Below are 20,327 nucleotides of genomic sequence, written 5' to 3'. Positions count from 1 at the left end.
ATCATCTGTGTGGCAGAATATCTGCATGACCGACTATGGCCACGAGCTGCGCTTCGGTACGTTCCTGCCCGCGGAGGCCGCCACCGCCGGTGAGACGCTCCGGCTCGCCGTGCTCACCGAGGAGCTCGGCCTGGACCTGGCCAGCGTGCAGGACCATCCGTATCAGGCGCGGTTCCTGGACGCCTGGACGCTGCTGTCCGTCATCGCGGCGCAGACCAGCACCCTGTCGGTGTTTCCGAACGTCGCCAACCTACCGCTGCGCCCACCCGCCGTCCTGGCCAGGGCCGCGGCCAGCCTCGACGTCCTCACCGGCGGCCGGGTCGAGCTCGGCCTCGGCGCCGGCGCCTTCTGGGACGCGATCGCCGGCATGGGCGGCGACGTCCTCACGCCCGGCGCGTCGATCGAGGCCCTCGAGGAGGCGGTCGGCGTCATCCGCGCCCTGTGGAGCACCGAACGCAGCGCCCGTGTCGACGGCACCCACTACCGGCTGCGGGGCGCCCACCCCGGCCCGCCCGCCGCCCACCCGATCGGAATCTGGATCGGCGGCATCAAGCCCCGCATGCTCCGGCTCATCGGCCGCGTCGCGGACGGGTGGCTGCCCAGCGCGCCGTACGTGCCGGTGCCGCAGCTCACCGACGGGAACCGCCGCATCGACGACGCCGCACTCGCCGCCGGCCGCGACCCGAGCGCCGTCCGCCGCCTGTACAACGTGGTCCCCGGCCAGGCGCCCCTCGCCGGCCCGCCGCGGCTGTGGGCGGAGCAGGTGGCCGAGCTCGCGCTCACGGAGGGCATGAGCACGTTCATCCTGATGGTCAGGGCGGGCGGCGACAGCGAACTGCGGCGGTTCGCCCTGGACGTGGTGCCGGAGGCCAAGGAGCTCGTCGCCGCCGCCCGCTCGGCCGCCCTCACCACTCCGCCGCCCGGTGAGGCCGCGTCGCGCGCGGTGGCCTCGTCCGCAAGTGCCGGGGCGTCAGCCGTGACCGCATCTGGTGGTGCGGTGCCCTCCGGTGGTGCGGTGCCCTCTGGTGGTGCGGTGCCCTCCGGTGGTGCGGTGCCCTCCGGCGGTGCGGTGGTCCACGATCCGGCGACCTCCGATGGTGCCGGCCGGCGGGCCGTGACGGTCTGGGACGAGTCCGCGCGGCCGACCGGTCCCGCGCCCGACCCGGCGGTCCCGCTCACCGCCGCTCAGCGGGCCTCCGGTCAGCACCTCGTCGACGTGCACGACCACCTCCGTCAGGAGTTGGAGCAGCTGCGCGACCTCGTCGAGCAGGTCGCGGCCGGCGCCATCGACCTCGGTGACGCAAGGTCGATGATCAACACGATGACGATGCGGCAGAACAGCTGGACGTTGGGCACCTACTGCGAGAGCTACTGCCGGGTCGTCACCACGCATCACACCATCGAGGACGTGAACCTCTTTCCCCGGCTGCGCGCCGCCGACCCGCGGCTCGTCCCGGTCGTCGACCGCCTGGAGGCGGAGCACCACGTGATCGCCGAGGTGCTCGAACGCGTCGACGCCGCCCTTGTGGCCATGGTGTCCCGTCCCGACGGCATCGCCGCCGTCCGTCAGGCCGTCGGACTGCTCACCGACACGCTGCTGTCCCACCTCGCCTACGAGGAGCGTGAACTCGTCGAACCCCTGGGCCGCCTCCGCATCCTCTGATCCCGCCCGCCCCCGTGGCCGAGGGCCGGAACGGTCACGCGCACCGGTTCCGGTCTCCGATCACGAGCCGCCCGGTTCGCCGCCCTCGCCTGCGGAGGGCCGCGCTTCACGCGACCCATCCGACGGCGGGAGTGTGCAGCCTGGCCGGCACGTGGTGGTCAGCGGCCCAGCATGGCCTCCGTGACGGTCCACAGGCGGGCGGCGGAGTCCGGGTCCAGGGCATACGCCGCGACCCCGCGCCGGCTGTTGCCCTCCTGGACGGGGCCTGCCTCGGCGCAGTCCTCGAAGTAGCGCCCGCCGACACCGTCCAGTAAGGGCGAGGTCGCCAGCAGCACCGACGTCGCTGCGCCCTGCTCGACGGACTTCCACTGGAACGCTCCACCGCCCGCGGCGGCGCGCAGCCGGTCGAGCTCCTCGTCGGTGACGTGCCGCTGCAGGTTGGTCCGGATGCTGCCGGGCATGACCGCGTTGACGAGGATGCCGTCGCCGGACCAGCGGCGGGTCGCCTCGACCGCGAACAGCACGTTGGCCGTCTTGGACTGACCGTAGGCCGACCACGGCTCATAGGCGCGACGCTCGAAATGGATGTCGTCGAAGACGACGTCGGAGCGCAGGTGCGCGCTGGAGCTGACACTGACGACCCGGGCGCCCTCGGCGACAAGCGCGGCGTGCAGGCCGGTCGTGAGCGCGAAGTGGCCGAGGTGGTTGGTGGCGAACTGCAGCTCCCAGCCCTCGGGCGTGCGCGTCAACGGTGCGGCCATCACGCCCGCGTTGTTGACGAGGATGTGCAGCGGGCCGTCCCACGCGGCGGTGAACGCCCGCACCGACGCCTGGTCGGCGAGGTCGAGCCGGGCGACGTGGACCTGCTTGTTGCCGGTCGTCGCGACGATGTCCTCGGCCGTGCGGTCGCCGGCCGTGGTGTCGCGCACGGCCAGGGTGACCTCGGCGCCGGCGCCGGCCAGGGCGCGGGCGGTCTCGACGCCGATGCCGGACGCGCCGCCGGTCACGACGGCCCGCCGCCCGGTCAGGTCGATGCCCTCGATGACCTGCTCGGCGGTCGACTCGCGGGTGAACGGTGTGCTGATGGGTGCCATGAGTCCCCCTGTAGGATCGGAAGTGGAGGAGCCTCCACTACCTGCTCCCCACAGTAAGCGGAGGTCCCTCCGTTTGCCAACCTTCCGGGGGTGTGATGTCTGAGCGACCGCTGCGGGCCGACGCGCAACGCAACCGTGCCCGCCTGCTCGACGTCGCCGTCATCGCGTTCGCCGACGCCCCTGAGGTGACCCTCGACGCGATCGCCAAACATGCGGGCGTCGGCATCGGCACGCTGTACCGACACTTTCCGACCAGGGAGGCGCTGATCGAGGAGGTGTACCGCACCGAGCTCGCCCGTCTCTGCGACGCCGTGCCGGACCTCCTGGCCGCCGACCCGCCGGACCGGGCGCTGCGCGTCTGGATGGACCGCTTCATCGACTACATGACCACCAAACGCGGCCTTGCCGACGCCTTGAAGATGGTGATCGCGGCGGGCGGCACCCCGTTCGCGCACAGCCGGGAGCGACTGGTTCAGGCGGTCGGCGACCTCCTGAATGCCGGCGACCTCGCAACGGCCGGGACCGGTGCGCTGCGCGCCGACGTCGTCCCCCTAGACCTGCTGACCGCGCTCAACGGCATCTGCCTCGCGACCGGAGAGCCGGAGCAGCGGGAGCAGGCCGGGCGATTACTGGACCTGCTCATGGACGGCGTACGCGCCCGGTAGAGTCGCCGCATGCCACCGCCGGACGCCACCTACTCGATCGTCGTGCGGGTCCGGCGCGTGACCACGGAGGACGCCTACGTCCGGGTCCCGGTCACGGACGCGGTCATGGCCGCCGACCTGGACGCCGACGGCCACCGGCACCTCGACGGCGGGAAGGTGATGGCCGAGGCCCGCCGGCTCGCCGGGAGCGGCACCGCGGCGTGGCAGGTCCAGGAGCAGGAGATCGACCTCCACCCCGTCCAGGACACCCCACCGGACGGCCGCTGAACCTGCGACGATCGCGACCGCCGTGGGCCGCATCGGAGGCTGAGATGGACATCGAATACGGCCGGTTCGGCAGGATCGTCGCCGCCGACTCGGACGAGGGCATGTTCCTCCACGTGTGCCACGACGTGGAGGACACCAGCGGCTTCTACGTGTACCTGGTCGACGACATCGACAATCCGGCCGCCGGTGGTGACCACTGGACCCAGGACCCGGCGACCTTCATCCGGCAGCAGGGGTGGCAGGTCGAGTGGCTCGACAGGCGCTGCGCCGCGTGCAGCTCCTAGTCGTCCTGCCGCTGCTCCTTCTGCTGCTTCTCCTCGTCCTTCTCCCGCTGCGTGGCGAGCTCCAGGGCGAGGACGGCGGCCAGGATCAGGACGTGGTTCTCGCCGTCGGCGATGCGCACCGCGTAGCTGTCGCGGATGCTCAGCCAGCGCTTCGACACCGACGCGACCTCGCGACCGTCGCGCTCCACGGTGTACTCGTGGTCGAACAGGTCACCGGCCATCGTCAGGTCGTCGTCGCCGGGCAGGTCGATGGTGAACTTCTCGCGGAACGGCGTGAACAGCTTCTTGCGCACCTCAGCGGCCTTCTCGCCGCCGATTTCGATCTGGTACGTCGGCCGCAACGCGATCAGCTGCCGGTGCACCGACGCGACCTCTGCGCCGTGCGGGTCCTCGATCACGAGCTTGTCGCGCAGGCTCAGGACCTTGCCGTCGACGTGCAGCACCAGCCGGCCCGAGTCGTCCGTGATGTCGAAGTCGTCGCCGACATCGAAGAACCGCTCCTTGATGACATACATGCCGCCGATTGTCCCCCGGTCACGCCGCCACCGCCCGGCGGGCCAGCGTCAGGTTGGTCCGCAGGTCCAGCACGGTGCCGCCACCGAGCCCGTCCAGCGTCCCGGCGAGGGCGTCCAGCACCGCCCGCTGCTCCCGTGGCGACCTGGCCCGGAAGGGCCCGAAGGTGCGCACCAGCCGGAGATACGCCGCGGTTGTCATCGGTACCTCCCGCGCCACCGACACGAGCGTCACGTCGCTGAACAATCCTGACGCCGCGATGTCGTCGCGCGCCCAGTCGTCGGGGCGGGCCGGCGGCTGGGGCCGGTCGCCGTCGACCGAGCGGAACGCGGCACCGATCGCGGCGTCGTGGGTGGGGTCGGCATAGGCGTACCGATGACCGAAAACGGCAAGCGTCCCGCCCTGCGTGAGCGCGTCGAAGGCCCTCCGGGCGCGGGTCGCCGGGTCCAGCCAGTGCCACGCCATCGCGCACGCGAGCAGCGACACACCGCCGGGCGGCGGGCTCCACCGCTCGAACGGCGCCACCACCACGGTCACCTCCGGGTGCCGGGCGGCGAGGATCGCGGCCATCCGCCGGTCCGGCTCGACGCACGTGATCGGCGCGCCCAGCCCGGCGAGCACCGCGGTGCCGTGCCCGGTGCCGGCCCCGATCTCCGCGACCGTCTCCAGTGGACGGTCCAGATAGGACACGATCGCCGTGGTGAGGTCCGGTGGGTAGCCGGGCCGGGCGTCGTCGTACACGTCGGCGACCTCACCGAACCTGCTGCCTGCCCCTGGGTCGCTCACCGCCGGATTCTGTCAGACCCGGGTGGTAGAACTGGGGCCTGTCAGGAAACCGGGGGGATCTGATGGACGTGATCTTGCGTGGAGTGCTGCTCGTCGTCGGGCTGGTCCGGCTCGGCACCGATCAGCGCGGCGAAGGTGTGCCGGGCGGCGGCGGACGGGGCCGCGATCGCGCTCCACACCGCTGTGCTGCCCACGACCGCTACGGCGACCCCGGCCTTCGCGGGAGTGCCGAACCGGTGGACCGTGTCGCAGGGCTGGTTCATGGCCCACCCGTGCGTCGCCGGCAGCGCCGTGAGCCGTCGCGCGAGCAGGTCGAGCGCGTCCGGTGGAAGCGGGTGGTCGAAGTCCGCGGACGGCCCGCCCTGCCACAGCGTCGCGTCCCAGGCGGCCGTGAAGGTGTAGTCGGAGAAGCTGCCGGCGTAGCGGGTCCGTGTCGCGCAGGCGTCGTCGTCCGGGTCGATCAGGAACACCGGCGGGTCACCGTAGCTCGCCTCGACCGGCACGACCCACCGGCAGCAGTGCTGGCTGTCGGTCTCCAGCAGCAGGAACCCGTGGTCGAGGAAACGGCCGACCGTCGAGCCGGTGAGATCCCGTGCCCGGGTCACCAGGTTCGAGCTGATCGAGGCCAGCCCGCGGTCCCCGCCGCCGAGGAACCATTCGCGGACGGCGGCGGGCAGTTCGCCGCCGACCCACCGCTCCAGCACGGCCAGCTCGTCGCCCACGCCCACCTGCTCGCCCGTGTCCACCTGCTCGTCTGCGCCGCCGAGCACCTCGAAGGCGGCCTGGTTCCACGCCACGAAGTCCCCTGTCACACGCCGAGCACATCACACGCGTCGCCGGCGCACCCTCCCGCACCCTTGGTCAACAGCGGAAGCCGCCGCGCCGGGAACCCGGCTGGACGGGTAGGACTCGTCGGGTGCGGAGGTGGTGCACGATGCGGATGTCGCGCAAGCTTGCCCTGTTGGCCGCGACCCTGGTCGGACTGGCCGGCGGGCTGTTCCTGGCGCCGTCGCCTGCGTTTGCGGGCAACTGGGCGGTCACCGTGCTCGATCCGTTGCCGGACCGGTTGGAGCCGGGCAAGGGATACACGGTGGGGATGTGGGTGCTCCAGCACGGGTTCCACCCGTATGAGGGCGACGACCTCGGACCGGTCGCGCTGCGGCTCGTCGACGGCAAGGGCACCGCCGTGGTCTTCCCGGCGGTCGCGCTGCCGGAGGCGGCGCACTACGCGACGGCGATCGCAGTGCCGCACGCGGGGGAGTGGGCGGTTGTCGGGGTGCAGGGCCGCTTCGCCGACTATCACGTCGGCACGTTGACGGTGCCTGGCGGGTTGGCGGTGCTCGGGGTGCCGCCGCCGCTGGAGTCGCCGCAGGCGGACAGGTACTGGCCGGGTGCGATCCGCCCGCCTGCCGTGCCGCAGGACGCGGGCCGGGATCCGTTCGGCTCGGCGTCGACCGTGCAGGCCGCCGCGCCGGGTTCGCCGTCGGCCGCGCCCACACCCGCACCCGCGGCCCGGGCCGCACCGGCGCCGGCCGGCACACCCCGCGTGACGCTGATGGTCGCTGTGACGGCTGGCATCCTGGCGGTCGCAGCATTCCTGAGCTACCGCCGGAAGTTCCGCCACTAGCCGTGACCCGTCAGCCGTGACCCGCCCGCCGTGGCCCGTCGGTCGTGACCCATCAGCCGTGACCCGCCGTCAGCCGTGACCCGTTGGCCGTGGCCCGTTGGCCGTGGCCCGTCGTCAGCCGTGGCCCGTCAGCTGTTGCCCGTCAGTCGTGACCCGTCAGCTGTGACCTGTCGTCAGCCGTGACCCGCTGCCCGCCTTGAGCCGCCGCCCGCCGTGGCCCGTCAGCCGTGACCCGTGACCCGTGGCCCGTCGTCAGCTGTGGCCGTCGTCAGCCGGTGCCCGGTGCCCGGTGCCCGGTGTCGGCTGTGGCCCGTCGTCAGCCTTGAGCCGGTGCCGGCTGTCGGCGGAGGGCCTCACCGGTGGTGGGCGGCGGTACCGGATGTTGGTGGAGGCAGTGTGCCGCCGCTGGTCAGGGGCAGTTGCGGGATGGGGCGCCGGGACGGTGTGCCAGTGGAACTGGGCGGCTGGAGGCGGTCGAAGACCACCATCCTCGATGGGGAGGAGAGGACGACGCCGTGCACTGCTGGCAGGAGCGCGATGAGGACGGGGCCAGCGTGCCCGTCCCGGGCTCAGGAAGCCGCAGCACTGTGGCTATCGCGAGCGGGTGGATTCCGGACGTCGACGGCCGGGAGTTCGTCGGGTGGCTGGTGCGGTTGGTGGTGCCCGGCCGGGACGGCTGAAGGCGTCACGGGCCCCAGACGCACAGCACGAACAGGACCGCGATGACGACCACGACGATGATGGCCGTCACGAAGGGGCTGAGTTGGCGGCGGTGCCCTGCCGCACGCTGCCAGCGGCGCTCCTCGGCGGATGTCGGCTCGGCCGCCAGGACCTCGATGCCCGGGCCGCCGGCGAGGCGGGCGAGCAGGTCGTCGGCGGTCGAGGTGGTCGCGCCCCGCTCGGCGAGCCAGGCCACGACGTCGGGCGCTCCGCTGCTCACCAGGGCCGCGAGCAGGTGCTCGGTGCCGACGTGCGGGGCGTGTTGGCTCAGCGCCACCCGCAGCGACTCCTCCAGGACGCTCCGGACGCCGGCATCAAGGTCGGGCTCGGGCTCGGAGGCGGGCTCGGAGGCGGGCTCGGAGGCGGGCTCGGAGGCGGGCTCGGAAACCGGCGCATCCGGCACCGGAGCAGGTGCGCCGGCGGCGGTCCACAGGTCGGCGGTGTTTCCCCTCGGCACGGCCAGCGCCGCGGCCAGGTCCCACAGGGTGATCTGATCGTGGGCCGCGGCGACGGCGTGCTGTTTCGCGCCGACGATCACAGAGCGGAGGTCGGTCGTGAATCGCTCGAACAACGAAGGCACTCCTGCGAGTCGACGGGGACCAGATGATCGTTCCACACCGGCGCGTCAGGAGGGGGCCACCGCGGGGAAGCCTGCGGTGAGCGCGGCCATCGCGCTGCGGATCAGGGTGTCGGCGGCCGGGTCGGGTGCGGTGGTGAGCGCGACATGGTGCAGCACCCCGACCACCACCAGGGCGAGGGCCTGTGGCTCGGCGTCCGCCGGGACCCGCCCGAGGCGCTGCTCGGCGGCCAGGTAGTCGGCGACGGTGCGCTCCACGGCCTGCAGCCCCCCGGTGCCCAGCACGGCCTCGACGCCGGGGTTCAGGTCCGGCCGGAACGCGGTGAGCCGGGTGAACGCCGCCAGTGTCGTGAGGGGCGTGGCCAGGAGGGCGTCGCCCAGGTTGCCGGCGACCCGGCCGGATCCGGCGCGGGACGGCAGCCCGGCCACGGCGCCGGCGAGCTGGAAGGCGCGGTCGACGGCGTACCCGGTCAGGAACGCGTCGAAGTCGGTGAAGTGCGTGTAGAGCAGCCCGGTGGCGACCCCGGCCTCGCGGGTCACCGCCCGCCCGGTGAGCCGGGCCGGGCTGTCGCCGGTGGCGGTGGCGGTGGCAAAGCCCGCGATCACGCGTTCGAGTGCGGCGAACAGCTGCTGCCTGGGCTCAGGGATGGCGACTCCACGCGGCATTGTCGCAGTCTAACCCCCTTGAATCGAGAATGAACATCGGCTCATACTGGTTTGAGCGGATGTTCATTCTGGAGCGGAGGAACGCAGCGATGCGGCGTGCGGTGATCGTGGGAGCGGGTGTGGCGGGGCTGGCGACGGCCTTGCGGTTGGGCCGGGACGGGTGGGAGACGGTCGTCGTGGAGCGGGCCCCGCGGCGGCGCACCGGCGGTTACGTCGTCAACCTGATCGGGCCCGGCTACGACGCGGCCGAGCGGCTCGGGCTGCTGCCAGCGCTGGAAGCGCGGAACCTGGGCCTGTTCACCACGGTGCTGGTGCGTGCGGACGGGCGGGTCAAGCTGACCGTCCCGGCCGAGGTCGCCGCGGCCGCCCTCGGCGACCGGGCCGTGTCGGTGTTCCGCGGCGACCTGGAGTCGGTGCTGTTCGACGCGGTCGACACCGACATCCGGTTCGGCACCACGGTCGCGGCGCTGAGCGAGGGTCCCGACGCGGTCGACGTGGTGCTCAGTGACGGCACCACCGTGACCGCGGACCTGCTCGTCGGCGCGGACGGCGTGCACTCCGCCACCCGGTCGGCGGTGTTCGGCGACGGGTCCCGGCACGACCTGCCATACGTGGTCGCCGCCTTCAACATCCCGGGCGGGGACAAGGACCGGACCGCCACGACGTTCATCGGGCCGGGGCGCACCGCGGCGCTGATCGACCTGGGGCAGGACCGGTCGAGCGCCTTTTTCGCGTACCGCTGCCAAAACGCCGAAACGGCACTGCGCGACGGTCCGGTCGCGGCCCTCGAGGAGGCCTTCGGCGACCTCGGCGGAGGCGTGCCGGACGCGCTGCGGCACCTGGCCCGCGACCCGGCGAGCGCCTACTTCGACGCGGTCAGCCAGGTGGTCATGCCCCAATGGAGCACCGGCCGGACGGTGCTGGTCGGCGACGCCGCCTGGTGCGTGACGGTGTTCGCCGGGCACGGCGCGACCCTGGCACTGGCCGGCGCCGACCAACTCGGCGACGCCCTGAAAGACGCCCTGAAAGACGCCCCGAAAGGCGCGCTGAATGACCGGCTGAAAGACGGGCTGACAGACACGCTGACAGACGCCCTGAACGAAGACAGCAACCCGCTGAAACGCTGGGAGGCGGGCCTGCGACCGGCGGTCATGAAACGCCAGGCACAGGCCCGCCGCGGTATGCGGCAGTACGCCCCGCCGACCAGGTTCCACGTCTGGCTGGGCGACCTCGCGATCAGGGCACTGGCGAAGAAGGCTAGATCCTGACGGCGACCACCGTGTAGGGAGTCGTCGCGGTCGGCGGCGTGGTGAAGCGGGCGTTCGGCAGATAGAGACGGTTGCCGAACTTCGCCACCGTCGTCGGCACGTCGAACCGCGGGTCGGTCACCGTGCTGCGCAGGGTGCCGTCGCGGCCGTCCTTCGACAGTTTCACGGCGTTGAGCGTGTTGTCGCGGTTCTGCACCACGTACAGGGTGCGGTCGACGGTCAGCAGCCCGTCGCCGTTGACCAGGACCAGGTCGCCGATGCGGTCGGTGACGCCGGAGGTGGGGTCGACGCGGAACAGGAACCCGGTGCTGGACTGGACCGCGATGAGGGCGCGGCCGTCCGGGGTGAGGGTGATGCCGTTGAAGTTCAGGCCGTTGGGGTTGAGGACGAAGTCGCCGGACAGCGGGATGGTCTCGAACGTCGCGGGCAGCGAACCGTGCCGGCCGAGCGCCAGCTTGTAGATGACGGCCTTGTTGGAGTCGGTGAAGTACGCGGCCCGCGGGGTGAGGACCACGTCGTTGACGAAGGTGGGGGCGGTCGCGAACTGGTAGGACCGCAGGACGGCGCCGGTGCGCACGTCGATGACGCGGGCGTTGCCGGCGTTGCCGCCCGCGACGAAGAGCCGGCCGCGCTGGTCGGTCTTCATGCCCAGGGACTGGGTGCCGACGGCCGGGCTGATCACGGCGCCGGTGCCGGTGATGAGGTTGGCGCGGTAGATGCGGCCGTCGGCGCGGGAGCCGAAGTAGGCGAACGGTCCCGGCCCGGTCGCGATCCCCTCGGGCTGGAAGCCGTCGGGAAGGCGCAACACCGAAGGCAGCGCGGTGGTCGAAGCGTGCGCCGGTGCGGACACCAGCACCGTCGCCAACGCGACGGTCAGGATGGCTGTGACGCGCAGGTATTTCGACATGTCGTGGTGTACCCCGAATTCAGGTGGTTGCGTTCATGTACCGCTGGATCCTGTCGACGGCCTCCGGGGGCGGTGCCAGGAACTGCAGGCCGAGCTCGGTCACGGCGCCCTGCGCGACGCAGTGCACGACCTGGCAGTGCAGCCGCTGCGGCGCCTGGCCGAGGAGGGTGAGGTCGACGTCGAGGGTGTCGCCGGTGCGCAGCTGCACGGTGCCCTCGGCCTGGCAGCGCAGGCCGCCGCTGCTGAGGTCCTGCAGCTCGGCGGGCACGATGTCGCGGCCGCCGGCGAGGCCGAGACGGACCGGCCCGGTGGCGGCGATGCGTTCGGCGTGGCGGCGTTCGAGCTTCTCGGCCAGGGCGGACATCTGCTGGATGCGTTCCATCGTCCCGTTGACCTGCTGGTCGAGGACGTCGACGACGCCGTGCTGGTCGACGGCGACCGCGCGCAGCACGCCGGTCGCCTCGCCGATGCCGCCGACGCCGGTGACCATCGCGGCGATGGTGGCGGTCATGTCGGCGGCGCTGCGTTCCAGGGTGGTGAGGGTGTCGGCGATCTGTTCGGTCGACTGGGCGGTGGTGCCGGCGAGGTCCTTGACCTCGTTGGCCACGACGGTGAAGCCGCGGCCCGCCTCCCCGGCCCGGGCCGCCTCGATGGTGGCGTTGAGGGCGAGCAGCCGGGTCTGCGCCGCGATGCCGGCGATCAGCTGGGTGGTGCCGTCGACCTGGCGGAGGCTCTCGCCGAGGGCCGCGACGACCTGCTCGGCCCGCTGGGCCCGGTCGACGACGGACGCGGTGGCCCGGTCCGCCTCGGTGACGCGCTCCTCGATGGTGCGGGCGGCGTCGCGGACGGCGTCGACCTGTGCGCGGACGTCGTGCAGCTCCCGGGAGATCTCCCCGACAGACTCGTCGACGACGAGCTGCGCCCGCTCCCGGAGCTGCTTCTGCGCCTCGCGCTGCTGCTCGAAGGAGGCGTGCAGCTGCTCCTCCCGGACGTGTTGCGCCTGGCGCAGCTCCGCGTCCTGCTCGGCCAGCCGGGTGCGGGCCTTGCGCAGCGCCCGGCCGAGGTCGCCGAGCTCGTCGCGACCGTCGGGCAGGACCCGCTCGGCGAGGTCGCCGTCGGCGGTGGCGATGACGCCGGCGCAGGCGAGGTTCACGTCGTGGCGGGTGCGCCACCAGACGGCGGCGGCCAGCCACAGCGCGATGACCAGCCCGACGGTCGTGGCGGTGAGGTTGATCGTCCGGTCCTTGCGCAGGTGCTCCAGCCGGACGCCGAGCAGCCGGTTCAGCGCTTCCGTGGCCGGTTCGACGGCGGCGGTCACGGCGGCGGCGCCCTCGAACGCGGTGGGGCCGGGCCTGGTGAGCGTGTCGGTGAGGGTGGTGCCGAGCGCCTCGATGGCGTCGGCGGCCGGCCCGAGCGTGGTGAGCCGTCCCGCGAGCGAGGTGTCGTGGGTGTTGCGGGTGGCGGTGTCGACGGCGGCCCGGATCGCGGCGGCGGTGCCGGTGAGGGTGCCGGCGAGGACCGCCTGGGCGGCGACGCGGTCGTCGAGCGGCCCGCTGGTGTCGGGGTCGGCCGCGCCGACCGCGGCCAGCACCGCCTTGGGCAGCTCGATGATGAGGATGTCCATGATGTAGTACGAGTCGAGGTCCGGGTCGAGGATGAGGTTGGACGTGTTGCCGGCCTCGGTGATGAGCGCGGCGAGCGCGGCGGCCGCCGGGGCGGTGCCCTGCGCCGCGGCGACGGCTTCCAGCTCGGCCGTCAGCGACAGGTCCGGGTGGTCGGCGACGGCGGCGCGCAGCGGGCCGAGGTCCGGGGACTGACCGGCGGCCAGCGACGCCATGACGTCCAGCGCCGGGTGGACCACCTCGGTGCCGTCGACCTCGGCACCGGTGAAGTTGATCTGGCCGTTGACGGAGCCGGTGTAGGCCCACGTCGCACCGAGCCCGGGGATCAGCAGCACGACGCAGAGCACCCCGAGGCGGGTGCTGGTGCGGACCCGGTCCGCCAGCCAGAGCGCCGGCGCGAGCAGCGCCGGCCGTCCAGATCCGGTCACCCCGGTCGCATCGGCGTTGCGGGGCGGTTCCTGAGGGTTTCGGGCGCGCGTGGGCCCGAAACCCCCAGAGGAGCCGTTACAGGAAGCGGTACGCCGTGCCGCCGCGCACCGGTGCGATCCGCACGCCGGCGCTGGGGTTGGCGGCCTCGACCATCTTGCCGCCGCCGATGTAGATGGCGACGTGGCCGGAGGTGTGGATGACGTCGCCGGGCATCCACTGCCCGGCCGGCACCCGCTTGCCGCGGGCGGCGATCTGCTCGCTCTGGTGCGGCAGCTTGACGCCGACCCGGGCGTAGGCGGCCGCGACCAGGCCGCTGCAGTCGTACGTGTTGGGGCCGGAGGTGGCGTACACGTAGCGCTTGCCGACCTGCGCGAGGGCGAAGGAGACCACGGTGCCGGCCGCGCCGGACGGTGGCTTGACGGTGCTGGTCGACCCGCCGGAGCCGGTCGTCTTCTTCGGGGCCGGCTTCGTGGTGGTGGCCGGCTTCGACGCCGGCTTCGTGACAGCGGCCGCGGGGCGGGTGTCGGCGTCCTTGGCGCTGGGCGCCGTCTGGGTCGTGAGCCGGATCGTCCGGTACGCCTTGTCGGCGCGCTCGTAGGCGGCCAGTTCCGTTTCCTGCTCGGCGATCGTGACCGCCGGGTCGAGGCTGAGCGTGTTCGGTGCCGGTTGGGCCGCTGCCGCGGAGGGTCCGAGCCAGACGGCGGTGAGGGCGAGGGCTGTGGTGCCGGCTGCGATGCGGTGCAGCGGCTGGCGTGCGTTCAGGATGACTCCACGGTCGGCCCGGTGCTCTCGTGCGTGTCTCGGGGATGCCGTCCGCTGTGGTAGCCGGCCGGGCCCCGAAGTACCGGGCGAAAACGGACGATGTGGCGTTCGGCCGTCATGAGGGCCGTGGGCGACGCTAACCAACCGACCCGCCGGACGTTGTCGAGCGTGAAATCATTCACAACCGCGATTGCCCGCCTGGGTACCCGTATCACCGGAAATGTCCGAGCCGAACGGCCGAGCCGGGAGGACCGGACGACCGACCGCTCTCGGCGACCCCGCCTGCCTGACCGAATCGAGCGCTTATGCTGCATTCATGGGGATTCTGCGGGTGCTGCGCATCGGTGTCCCCCTGCTGCTGCTCGCGGCCTGCGCCGGCGGCGGCTCGGACGGCCCGGCGGCCTCCGCCAGCTGCGCGCCGTACGCCGGATACGAGGGGCACCGCGGCACCACCGTCACCGTGTACTCCTCGATCCGCGACGTCGAGGCGGACAAGCTCACGCACGCCTGGGAGGGGTTCCAGGCCTGCACCGGCATCTCCATCGACTACGAGGGCTCGGCCGGCTTCGAGGCCGACCTGCCCGGCCGGGTCAGCTCCGGCCAGGCCCCGGACCTGGCGCTCTTCCCGCAGCCCGGGCTGCTGACCAGCATGGTCACGGCGGGCGCGGTCAAGCCCGCGGGCAAGGCCGTGGTCGCCAACGTGGACCGCTGGTACTCCGCGGACTGGAAGCGCTACGGCAGCGTCGACGGCGTCCTGTACGGCGCGCCCGTCGACGCGAACGTGAAGTCCTTCGTCTGGTACTCCCCGAAGTACTTCGCCGCCAAGGGGTACGCGGTGCCGACGACGTGGGCGCAGATGCTCGCCCTCAGCGACCGCATCGCCGCGGACGGGGTGAAGCCCTGGTGCGCCGGCATCGAGTCCGGCGGCGCGACCGGCTGGCCGGTCACCGACTGGCTCGAGGACACGCTGCTGCGCACCGCCGGCCCCGACGTGTACGACCAGTGGGTCGAGCACCGGATCCCGTTCGACGATCCGGCCGTGGTCGCCGCCCTGGACCGGGTCGGCGGCATCCTGCGCAACCCGGCCTACGTCAACGGCGGCTACGGCGGCGTCGACAGCGTCGCCACCACGTCCTTCCAGGAGGGCGGCCTGCCGATCCTCCAGCACACCTGCGCCATGCACCGCCAGGCGTCGTTCTACAGCACGTGGTGGCCCGAGACCGCGCAGGTCAACGAGGACGGCGACATCTACGCGTTCTACCTGCCGCCGATCGACGCCGCCGCCGGCCGGCCCGTCCTCGGCGCCGGGGTCTTCGCCGGCGCGTTCACCGACCGGCCGGAGGTGCAGGCGCTCGCCGCGTATCTGGCCACTCCCGAGTTCGCCGACCACCGCGCCGTCACCGGCAACATCGTCAGCGCGAACAAGGGCCTGGACCGCAGCCTGCTCGCCACGCCGGTGGCGAAGCTGTCCGCGGACCTGCTCGCCGACCCGGGCGTCACGTTCCGCTTCGACGGCTCCGACCTGATGCCGGCGAGCGTCGGTGCCGGCACCTTCTGGACCGGGATGACCGCCTGGGTCAGGGGCACCGACACGGCAACCGCGTTGCACCGCATCCAAGCGAGCTGGCCCGCTTAGCTTCCGGCGCCGCGCGCCGATGTCTGCAGTGTGTACAAGCGGGTGCGGCGCTGGGCCGGTGACCGCCGGATCGCCACGAAGATCATCAGTGTGTCGCTCGTCGTCACCGCGATCTTCACCGCGTCCGGCGTCGTCGGGCTGCTCAACCTGCGCCGCCTCGTCGCCGAGCAGGACCGCGAGTATCGGGTCAACGTGCTGGCCCTGGCCCGGATGACCGCCGTGCGCTCCGCCGTCGGCTCGCAGCAGGAGTCCGTGCTGTCCTACATCCTGTCGGAGCCCGGCTTCTACCGCGACAGCTACGCCGAGGTCATCGCCGAGACCGACCGGGCCATCGACACCGACATCCGGGCGCTGACCCGCATCGGGCTGCCCGCCGCCGAGCACGAGAGCCTCCGCGCGTTCGCCGCGACCATCACCATGTGGCGCACCGCCCGCGACGCGGCCCTCGACGCGGCCAGGTCCGGCGACCAGCGCAAGGCCGCCTCCGTGGTGCTCGTGCGCTCCGAGGCGATCGCCCGGGCCGTCAAGGACCGCGCCGGCAGCTTCCTGGACCAGCTCGTCGACGCGGTCGACGACGGCGCCCGCCGGGCCCGGGCCAACAGCGTCCGCACCGCCCAGCTGATGGGGCTGCTGCTCGGCATCGGCGCGATCACCGCCGTGCTGCTGTCGGTCCTGGCCGCCCGGACCATCTCCCGGCCGCTGCGTGAGGTCGTCGACGTCCTCGCCCGGGTCGCCCGCGGCGACCTGAGCCGCCGCGTCGAGCTCGACCGCGACGACGAGGTCGGCCAGATGGGCCGCTCCCTCAACGAGACGCTCGGCGTGCTGCGCAACGCGTTCGAGGAGGTGCAGCACCGGGCCTCCCACGACGGGCTGACCGGCCTGGCCAACCGGGCGCTGCTGCGCGAACGCCTCGGCGTCGCCCGCGACACCGCCCGGGCGGGCCTGCCCGTGGCGATGCTGCTGGTCGACCTGGACGGCTTCAAACAGGTCAACGACGCGCACGGGCACGTCGCCGGGGACCACCTGCTGACCGTCGTCGCCGAACGCCTCCTCGCCGGCGTGCGCGCCCGCGACACCGTCGCCCGGCTCGGCGGCGACGAGTTCGCGGTCCTGCTCGACGGCATGGACACCCGCGAGGACGTCGACGCCGTCGCCGACCGGCTCCTCGCCGCGCTGCAGCTGCCGACCGGCTACAACGGCGCCACGCTCACCCCGCGGGCCAGCATCGGCGTGTCACTGTGGGACGGCGAGATCCCGATCGACGCCCTGATGCACGACGCCGACGTCGCCATGTACGCCGCGAAGACCGGCGGGAAGAGCCGCGTGGCGCACGCTCACCTGAACGCGTCGGCCGGGTCCGCGTAGGCCATCATCAGCACGACCTTGCCGTCCTCGACGGTGAAGACGTCGGCGACCGTCGCCTCGCCGCGGCTGCCGTCGCGCAGCACGCCCCACACGTGGTGCACGATCACGACCTGGTCGCCGCGGCGGTGCGCGACCGGCTCCGAGTGCAGCTCCGCCCACCCGGCATAGGAGTCGCGCAGATACGCCGCGACCGCCGCCGGGCCGCGATGGTGCCCGCCGCCCGGGAACTCGTCCGGCTCGATCCAGTCCACGTCCGGCGCCAGGTCCCGCACCGCGCCGTCGATGTCGCCCCGGGCGAACGCGGCATAGGCGCGCAGCACCAGCGCCATGTCCGCGTCGAGCTCCTCCGTCGTGTACGACCCGCCGCTCGCGCTGTGCTCCGGCGCGGGCAGGTCCGGCGTCTGGGAGTACACCTTGCCCCGCCCGTGCAGGCCGGTCCTCGTCGTCACCGGCAGCGCCACCAGGAGCACCCCGTCGGGCGCCGGCAGCCGGCCCGGACCCCACCGCACCCAGACCGCGACCCGGCCGGCGGCCGCCTCGGCGGCGAGCTTGTCCACGGTGCGCCGCCGGTCGCCGTGGTCGACCTCGACCACCACCGGCGGGCCGTCCGGACGCGCGAAGGCGACGTCGACGACGGAGTGCTGCCGCTCGTACGGCGGTGGCAACGGCACCACGCTCGCCGCCCTGCGGTAGGTGCGCCACCCGAGCTGCTCACCCCACCCGACGACCGCGTCGACGAGCAGGCCGGTCACCTCGTCGGCGCCGCGGTCGGCGAAGGTGACCGCCTGCAATGCCCCCGTGAGGGACGCGGCGATGTCCATCCTGGAAATCTACAATCAGGGGGTGCGCGAGGTGTACGAGCGGCAGAAGGCCCGCGCCGGCGGCACCTGGCACTCGCACATCACCCTGGTCGATGCCGCCGGGGTGGGGCAGCCGGTCGTCCTCGTCCAGGACGACGCCGACCACGTCACCGAGGGCTACAGCGTGCAGAAGCTCGCCGTCGCCACCGCCGTCATGGACAAGGTCGACCGTGGTGAGCTGTCCCTCGGGCGGAAACTCGACCTGCGGGCCGACCTCATCCTCGGCGGCACCGGCAGCTACCACCTGCACACCGTGTGGGGCGACGAGATCACCGTCGCCAACGTCCTCACCGCGATGCTGCTGGTCTCCGACAACACCGCGGTGCGCATGTGCGGCCGGGTCGTGCCGGCCCAGGAGATCAACGAGATCCTGGCCGCGAAGGGGTTCGCGCACACCAGGGTCGAGCCGGTCGCCGACCCGGCCCGCTTCTTTCTCGGCGACACCACGCCCCGGGAGACCCACGACCTGCTGTGGCGCCTCGCGACGAGGACGCTGCTCACCCCGGCGTCGTGCGACTTCCTGCTCGGGATCCTGCGCGCGACCGGCGGCTACCACGACGGTGTCCGCCGCAACATGTCCTCGCGGGAGCGCGCCCGGGTCGCGACGAAACCCGGCCAGGACCACAACACCCTGGGCGCGTCCCGGCACGAGGCCGGGATCATGTTCGGCGCCGACGGCGCGCCCGCCCTGATCTACGCGTTGTTCGCCGAGGGCCTCGGCGACCGCGACAACTACGGCGCGACCCACCCCGCGGTCGAGGCCCACGCGGTGCTCGGCCGCGCCATGTTCGACGCGGTTCACTCTCGTTGAACGCGCTGGAGGACCGCCTCGAGGAGTGCTTCCGGCGCCTCGTCCGGGATCCAGTGGCTGACCCCCTCCAGGGTCACGAACCGGTAGTCTCCGGTCACGTGGGCCGCGCACCTGCGGGCCGCGGGACCGGAGATCGCCACGTCCCGGTCGCTCCACACGAACGTCGTCGGCACGCCGACGGATCCGAGGCCGTCGAGGTCGTCGCCGGAGATCGCGCGGTACCAGTTGAGCGCCCCGGTCAGCCGTCCCGGCTGCAGCATCGCCGCGCCGTGGGGCACGCGCCGCAGCAGCGCGCCGTCGCGGGCGGACAGGACCCGCTCGGGTAGCCACGGCGTGCGGAAGAACAGCATGTAGGCCGACTTCACCAGCTGCGCCGGATCCCGCTTGACCGACGTCGCATAGGCCCGGGGATGCGGCACCGACACCGCGGTCAGCGTGCGCACCCGGTCCGGGTGGCGGCCCGCGAGCTGCCACGCGACCGCGGCGCCCCAGTCGTGCCCGACGATGTGCGCCGCGTCGACGGCCAGCGCGTCGAGCACCGCGACGGCGTCGGCGACGCACTCGGCCATCCGGTACCGGTCCTTGCCCGCCGGCCGGGCACCGGGGGAGTAGCCGCGCTGGTCGAGGGCGAACGTGCGCAGGCCGGCCGCGTGCAGCCCGTCGGTGATCCCGTCCCACTCCCGGCTGTCCTGCGGAAACCCGTGCAGCAGCAGGACCGCGGGGCCGTCGGCGGGGCCTCCGGGGTGCACGTCGAAGGTGAGCCCGCGAGCGTCGATGCGCATCGGGTGACGGTACATTGAGGCGCATGGTCGATCGGTACCGGTCGCAGTCCGCCTACAGCGACCCGGGTCCCTATGCCGCGCTGCTCGCCCACCTGCCGACGGACGTCCCGGGCCTGGTCGGGGTGGTGCGCAACGTGATCGTGCACTACTACGCGCAGGGTCTGTCGTTCTCCGGCGAACGGCTTGCCGAGGTCGACTCCCGGTGGGTGGCGCGGATCCTGGCCGCGGACCGCTCCCGGCACACCCGCCCGCTCGGCGCGCCCCGCGAGCCGAAGACCCGCGTGGTCGGCTGCGCCCGCGACCTCACCCTGCTCACCGTCGCCGCGCTGCGCCACCGCGGGGTCGCCGCCCGCAGCCGGATCGGGTTCGCCGGCTACTTCGGCGACGCGTTCCACTACGACCACGTCGTCACCGAGTACTGGAACGGCGAGCGCTGGGTCCGCGTCGACGCCCAGCTGGACCCGGCCACGACCGACTTCGACACCTTCGACGTGCGGCACTTCATCACCGCTGCCGAGGCGTGGACCGCGCACCGCCGCGACGAGATCGACCCCGACAACTACGGCGCCGACCCGGTCGGGCCCTTCCGCGGCCACCGCTTCCTGCTCGACCAGGTCCGCCACGAGCTCGCCCACCGGCAGCGCGACGAGCTGCTGCTGTGGGACGAGTGGGGTGCGGTGGACGAGGACCTCGCGGACTGGGTGGCGGAGCGCCTCCTCGCCGCGGACGCCGGCTCGGTGGAGGCGGAGGAGGAGCTGGCCTCCCGGTACGCGGCCGATCCCGCCCTGCATCCCGGCGGCCGGGTGCACTGCGTCTCGCCGAGTGGTCTGGACGCCTGGGTCGACGTCTGATCGGCGTTGTTCGCCTCCTCACCACAGGGTGGTAGGAGACGTCCATGCTGTTTTCGGCTCATCCAACCTCCTCGATAGAACCGCATGCGTCGTGATCGTCGGACCTGGACGGCGGAGATGGGATGTGACACATCCCCGCCAATGGGGCACCGGGCGTGGCCGGCGTGCTGCA

21 protein-coding genes are annotated in these 20,327 nt (G+C 72.9%); 10 read left to right on the top strand and 11 right to left on the bottom strand.

The features are described from left to right. The first annotated feature begins 25 nt into the window (after positions 1–25). On the top strand, positions 26–1,663 hold the full coding sequence (locus Dsi01nite_RS14295; protein ID WP_203846619.1) for an LLM class flavin-dependent oxidoreductase: 1,638 nt from the start codon (positions 26–28) through the stop codon (positions 1,661–1,663). A 158-nt stretch (positions 1,664–1,821) separates the two neighbouring features. Here Dsi01nite_RS14295 and Dsi01nite_RS14290 read toward each other — a convergent pair whose 3' ends face one another. Continuing rightward, positions 1,822–2,757 (bottom strand): SDR family NAD(P)-dependent oxidoreductase, encoded by a 936-nt coding sequence (locus Dsi01nite_RS14290; protein WP_203846618.1) that lies wholly within the window; start codon positions 2,755–2,757, stop codon positions 1,822–1,824. Between the two features lie 95 nt (positions 2,758–2,852). Between Dsi01nite_RS14290 and Dsi01nite_RS14285 the strand changes: the two genes are divergently transcribed. Genes Dsi01nite_RS14285 through Dsi01nite_RS14275 form a run of 3 tightly spaced genes read left to right on the top strand, consistent with a single transcriptional unit; the run spans position 2,853 to position 3,973 of the window. After that, positions 2,853–3,422 (top strand): TetR/AcrR family transcriptional regulator, encoded by a 570-nt coding sequence (locus tag Dsi01nite_RS14285; RefSeq protein ID WP_203846617.1) that lies wholly within the window; start codon positions 2,853–2,855, stop codon positions 3,420–3,422. Positions 3,423–3,431: 9 nt separating this feature from the next. Further along, positions 3,432–3,689 carry a hypothetical protein gene (locus tag Dsi01nite_RS14280; RefSeq protein ID WP_203846616.1) on the top strand — a complete coding sequence of 86 codons (258 nt, stop codon included), beginning with the start codon at positions 3,432–3,434 and terminating at the stop codon, positions 3,687–3,689. A 44-nt stretch (positions 3,690–3,733) separates the two neighbouring features. After that, complete coding sequence (locus tag Dsi01nite_RS14275) at positions 3,734–3,973, top strand: hypothetical protein (RefSeq protein ID WP_203846615.1); 240 nt, start codon at positions 3,734–3,736, stop codon at positions 3,971–3,973. Here Dsi01nite_RS14275 and Dsi01nite_RS14270 read toward each other — a convergent pair. From Dsi01nite_RS14270 to Dsi01nite_RS14260, 3 genes are read right to left on the bottom strand one after another with little or no spacing between them, the layout of a single operon-like run. Next, positions 3,970–4,488 carry an LURP-one-related/scramblase family protein gene (locus Dsi01nite_RS14270; protein WP_203846614.1) on the bottom strand — a complete coding sequence of 173 codons (519 nt, stop codon included), beginning with the start codon at positions 4,486–4,488 and terminating at the stop codon, positions 3,970–3,972. The genes Dsi01nite_RS14275 and Dsi01nite_RS14270 overlap by 4 nt on opposite strands. A gap of 19 nt (positions 4,489–4,507) precedes the next feature. Next, positions 4,508–5,272 carry a class I SAM-dependent methyltransferase gene (locus Dsi01nite_RS14265; RefSeq protein ID WP_203846613.1) on the bottom strand — a complete coding sequence of 255 codons (765 nt, stop codon included), beginning with the start codon at positions 5,270–5,272 and terminating at the stop codon, positions 4,508–4,510. Between the two features lie 41 nt (positions 5,273–5,313). Next, a complete protein-coding gene (locus Dsi01nite_RS14260) occupies positions 5,314–6,084 on the bottom strand; it encodes an SMI1/KNR4 family protein (protein ID WP_203846612.1) in 771 nt (256 codons plus the stop codon). Positions 6,085–6,206: 122 nt separating this feature from the next. Here Dsi01nite_RS14260 and Dsi01nite_RS14255 point away from each other — a divergent pair, with 122 nt between their 5' ends. Further along, positions 6,207–6,899: a hypothetical protein gene (locus Dsi01nite_RS14255; RefSeq protein ID WP_203846611.1), complete on the top strand. Its 693-nt coding sequence runs from the start codon at positions 6,207–6,209 to the stop codon at positions 6,897–6,899. Between the two features lie 685 nt (positions 6,900–7,584). Here Dsi01nite_RS14255 and Dsi01nite_RS14250 read toward each other — a convergent pair. Both Dsi01nite_RS14250 and Dsi01nite_RS14245 read right to left on the bottom strand, forming a co-directional pair. After that, positions 7,585–8,190, bottom strand: a complete 606-nt coding sequence (locus tag Dsi01nite_RS14250; RefSeq protein ID WP_203846610.1) for a Clp protease N-terminal domain-containing protein — start codon at positions 8,188–8,190, stop codon at positions 7,585–7,587. 54 nt (positions 8,191–8,244) lie between these two features. Continuing rightward, positions 8,245–8,862 carry a TetR/AcrR family transcriptional regulator gene (locus Dsi01nite_RS14245; protein WP_203846609.1) on the bottom strand — a complete coding sequence of 206 codons (618 nt, stop codon included), beginning with the start codon at positions 8,860–8,862 and terminating at the stop codon, positions 8,245–8,247. Between the two features lie 89 nt (positions 8,863–8,951). Between Dsi01nite_RS14245 and Dsi01nite_RS14240 the strand changes: the two genes are divergently transcribed. Continuing rightward, positions 8,952–10,130, top strand: coding sequence for an FAD-dependent oxidoreductase (locus Dsi01nite_RS14240; RefSeq protein ID WP_203846608.1), 1,179 nt, complete (start codon positions 8,952–8,954; stop codon positions 10,128–10,130). Here Dsi01nite_RS14240 and Dsi01nite_RS14235 read toward each other — a convergent pair. The 3 genes from Dsi01nite_RS14235 to Dsi01nite_RS14225 form a co-directional block, all read right to left on the bottom strand. Then, on the bottom strand, positions 10,120–11,037 hold the full coding sequence (locus Dsi01nite_RS14235; RefSeq protein WP_203846607.1) for an NHL repeat-containing protein: 918 nt from the start codon (positions 11,035–11,037) through the stop codon (positions 10,120–10,122). The two genes, Dsi01nite_RS14240 and Dsi01nite_RS14235, sit on opposite strands and share 11 nt — an antisense overlap. Before the next feature lie 19 nt (positions 11,038–11,056). Continuing rightward, positions 11,057–13,087 (bottom strand): methyl-accepting chemotaxis protein, encoded by a 2,031-nt coding sequence (locus Dsi01nite_RS14230; RefSeq protein ID WP_203846606.1) that lies wholly within the window; start codon positions 13,085–13,087, stop codon positions 11,057–11,059. 76 nt (positions 13,088–13,163) lie between these two features. Further along, positions 13,164–13,994 carry a C40 family peptidase gene (locus tag Dsi01nite_RS14225; RefSeq protein WP_203846605.1) on the bottom strand — a complete coding sequence of 277 codons (831 nt, stop codon included), beginning with the start codon at positions 13,992–13,994 and terminating at the stop codon, positions 13,164–13,166. 172 nt (positions 13,995–14,166) lie between these two features. Between Dsi01nite_RS14225 and Dsi01nite_RS14220 the strand changes: the two genes are divergently transcribed. After that, positions 14,167–15,486 carry an ABC transporter substrate-binding protein gene (locus Dsi01nite_RS14220; RefSeq protein ID WP_203846604.1) on the top strand — a complete coding sequence of 440 codons (1,320 nt, stop codon included), beginning with the start codon at positions 14,167–14,169 and terminating at the stop codon, positions 15,484–15,486. Between the two features lie 30 nt (positions 15,487–15,516). Further along, entirely contained in the window at positions 15,517–16,851 is a 1,335-nt protein-coding gene (locus tag Dsi01nite_RS14215) for a diguanylate cyclase domain-containing protein (protein ID WP_203846603.1), read from the top strand. Here Dsi01nite_RS14215 and Dsi01nite_RS14210 read toward each other — a convergent pair. Continuing rightward, positions 16,821–17,672, bottom strand: coding sequence for a nuclear transport factor 2 family protein (locus Dsi01nite_RS14210; protein ID WP_203846602.1), 852 nt, complete (start codon positions 17,670–17,672; stop codon positions 16,821–16,823). The two genes, Dsi01nite_RS14215 and Dsi01nite_RS14210, sit on opposite strands and share 31 nt — an antisense overlap. Between Dsi01nite_RS14210 and Dsi01nite_RS14205 the strand changes: the two genes are divergently transcribed. After that, on the top strand, positions 17,665–18,522 hold the full coding sequence (locus tag Dsi01nite_RS14205; RefSeq protein ID WP_203846601.1) for a serine hydrolase: 858 nt from the start codon (positions 17,665–17,667) through the stop codon (positions 18,520–18,522). The genes Dsi01nite_RS14210 and Dsi01nite_RS14205 overlap by 8 nt on opposite strands. Here the strand turns inward: Dsi01nite_RS14205 and Dsi01nite_RS14200 are convergent. Beyond that, on the bottom strand, positions 18,510–19,304 hold the full coding sequence (locus Dsi01nite_RS14200) for an alpha/beta fold hydrolase (protein WP_203846600.1): 795 nt from the start codon (positions 19,302–19,304) through the stop codon (positions 18,510–18,512). The genes Dsi01nite_RS14205 and Dsi01nite_RS14200 overlap by 13 nt on opposite strands. A gap of 23 nt (positions 19,305–19,327) precedes the next feature. Here Dsi01nite_RS14200 and Dsi01nite_RS14195 point away from each other — a divergent pair, with 23 nt between their 5' ends. Next, entirely contained in the window at positions 19,328–20,155 is an 828-nt protein-coding gene (locus Dsi01nite_RS14195) for a transglutaminase-like domain-containing protein (RefSeq protein WP_203846599.1), read from the top strand. Positions 20,156–20,327 lie beyond the last annotated feature (172 nt).

Source organism: Dactylosporangium siamense, from assembly GCF_016862795.1.
Lineage (GTDB): Bacteria > Actinomycetota > Actinomycetes > Mycobacteriales > Micromonosporaceae > Dactylosporangium > Dactylosporangium siamense.
Note: the sequence above shows the minus strand (reverse complement) of the source record. Positions and strands in the feature narration are given on the sequence as shown.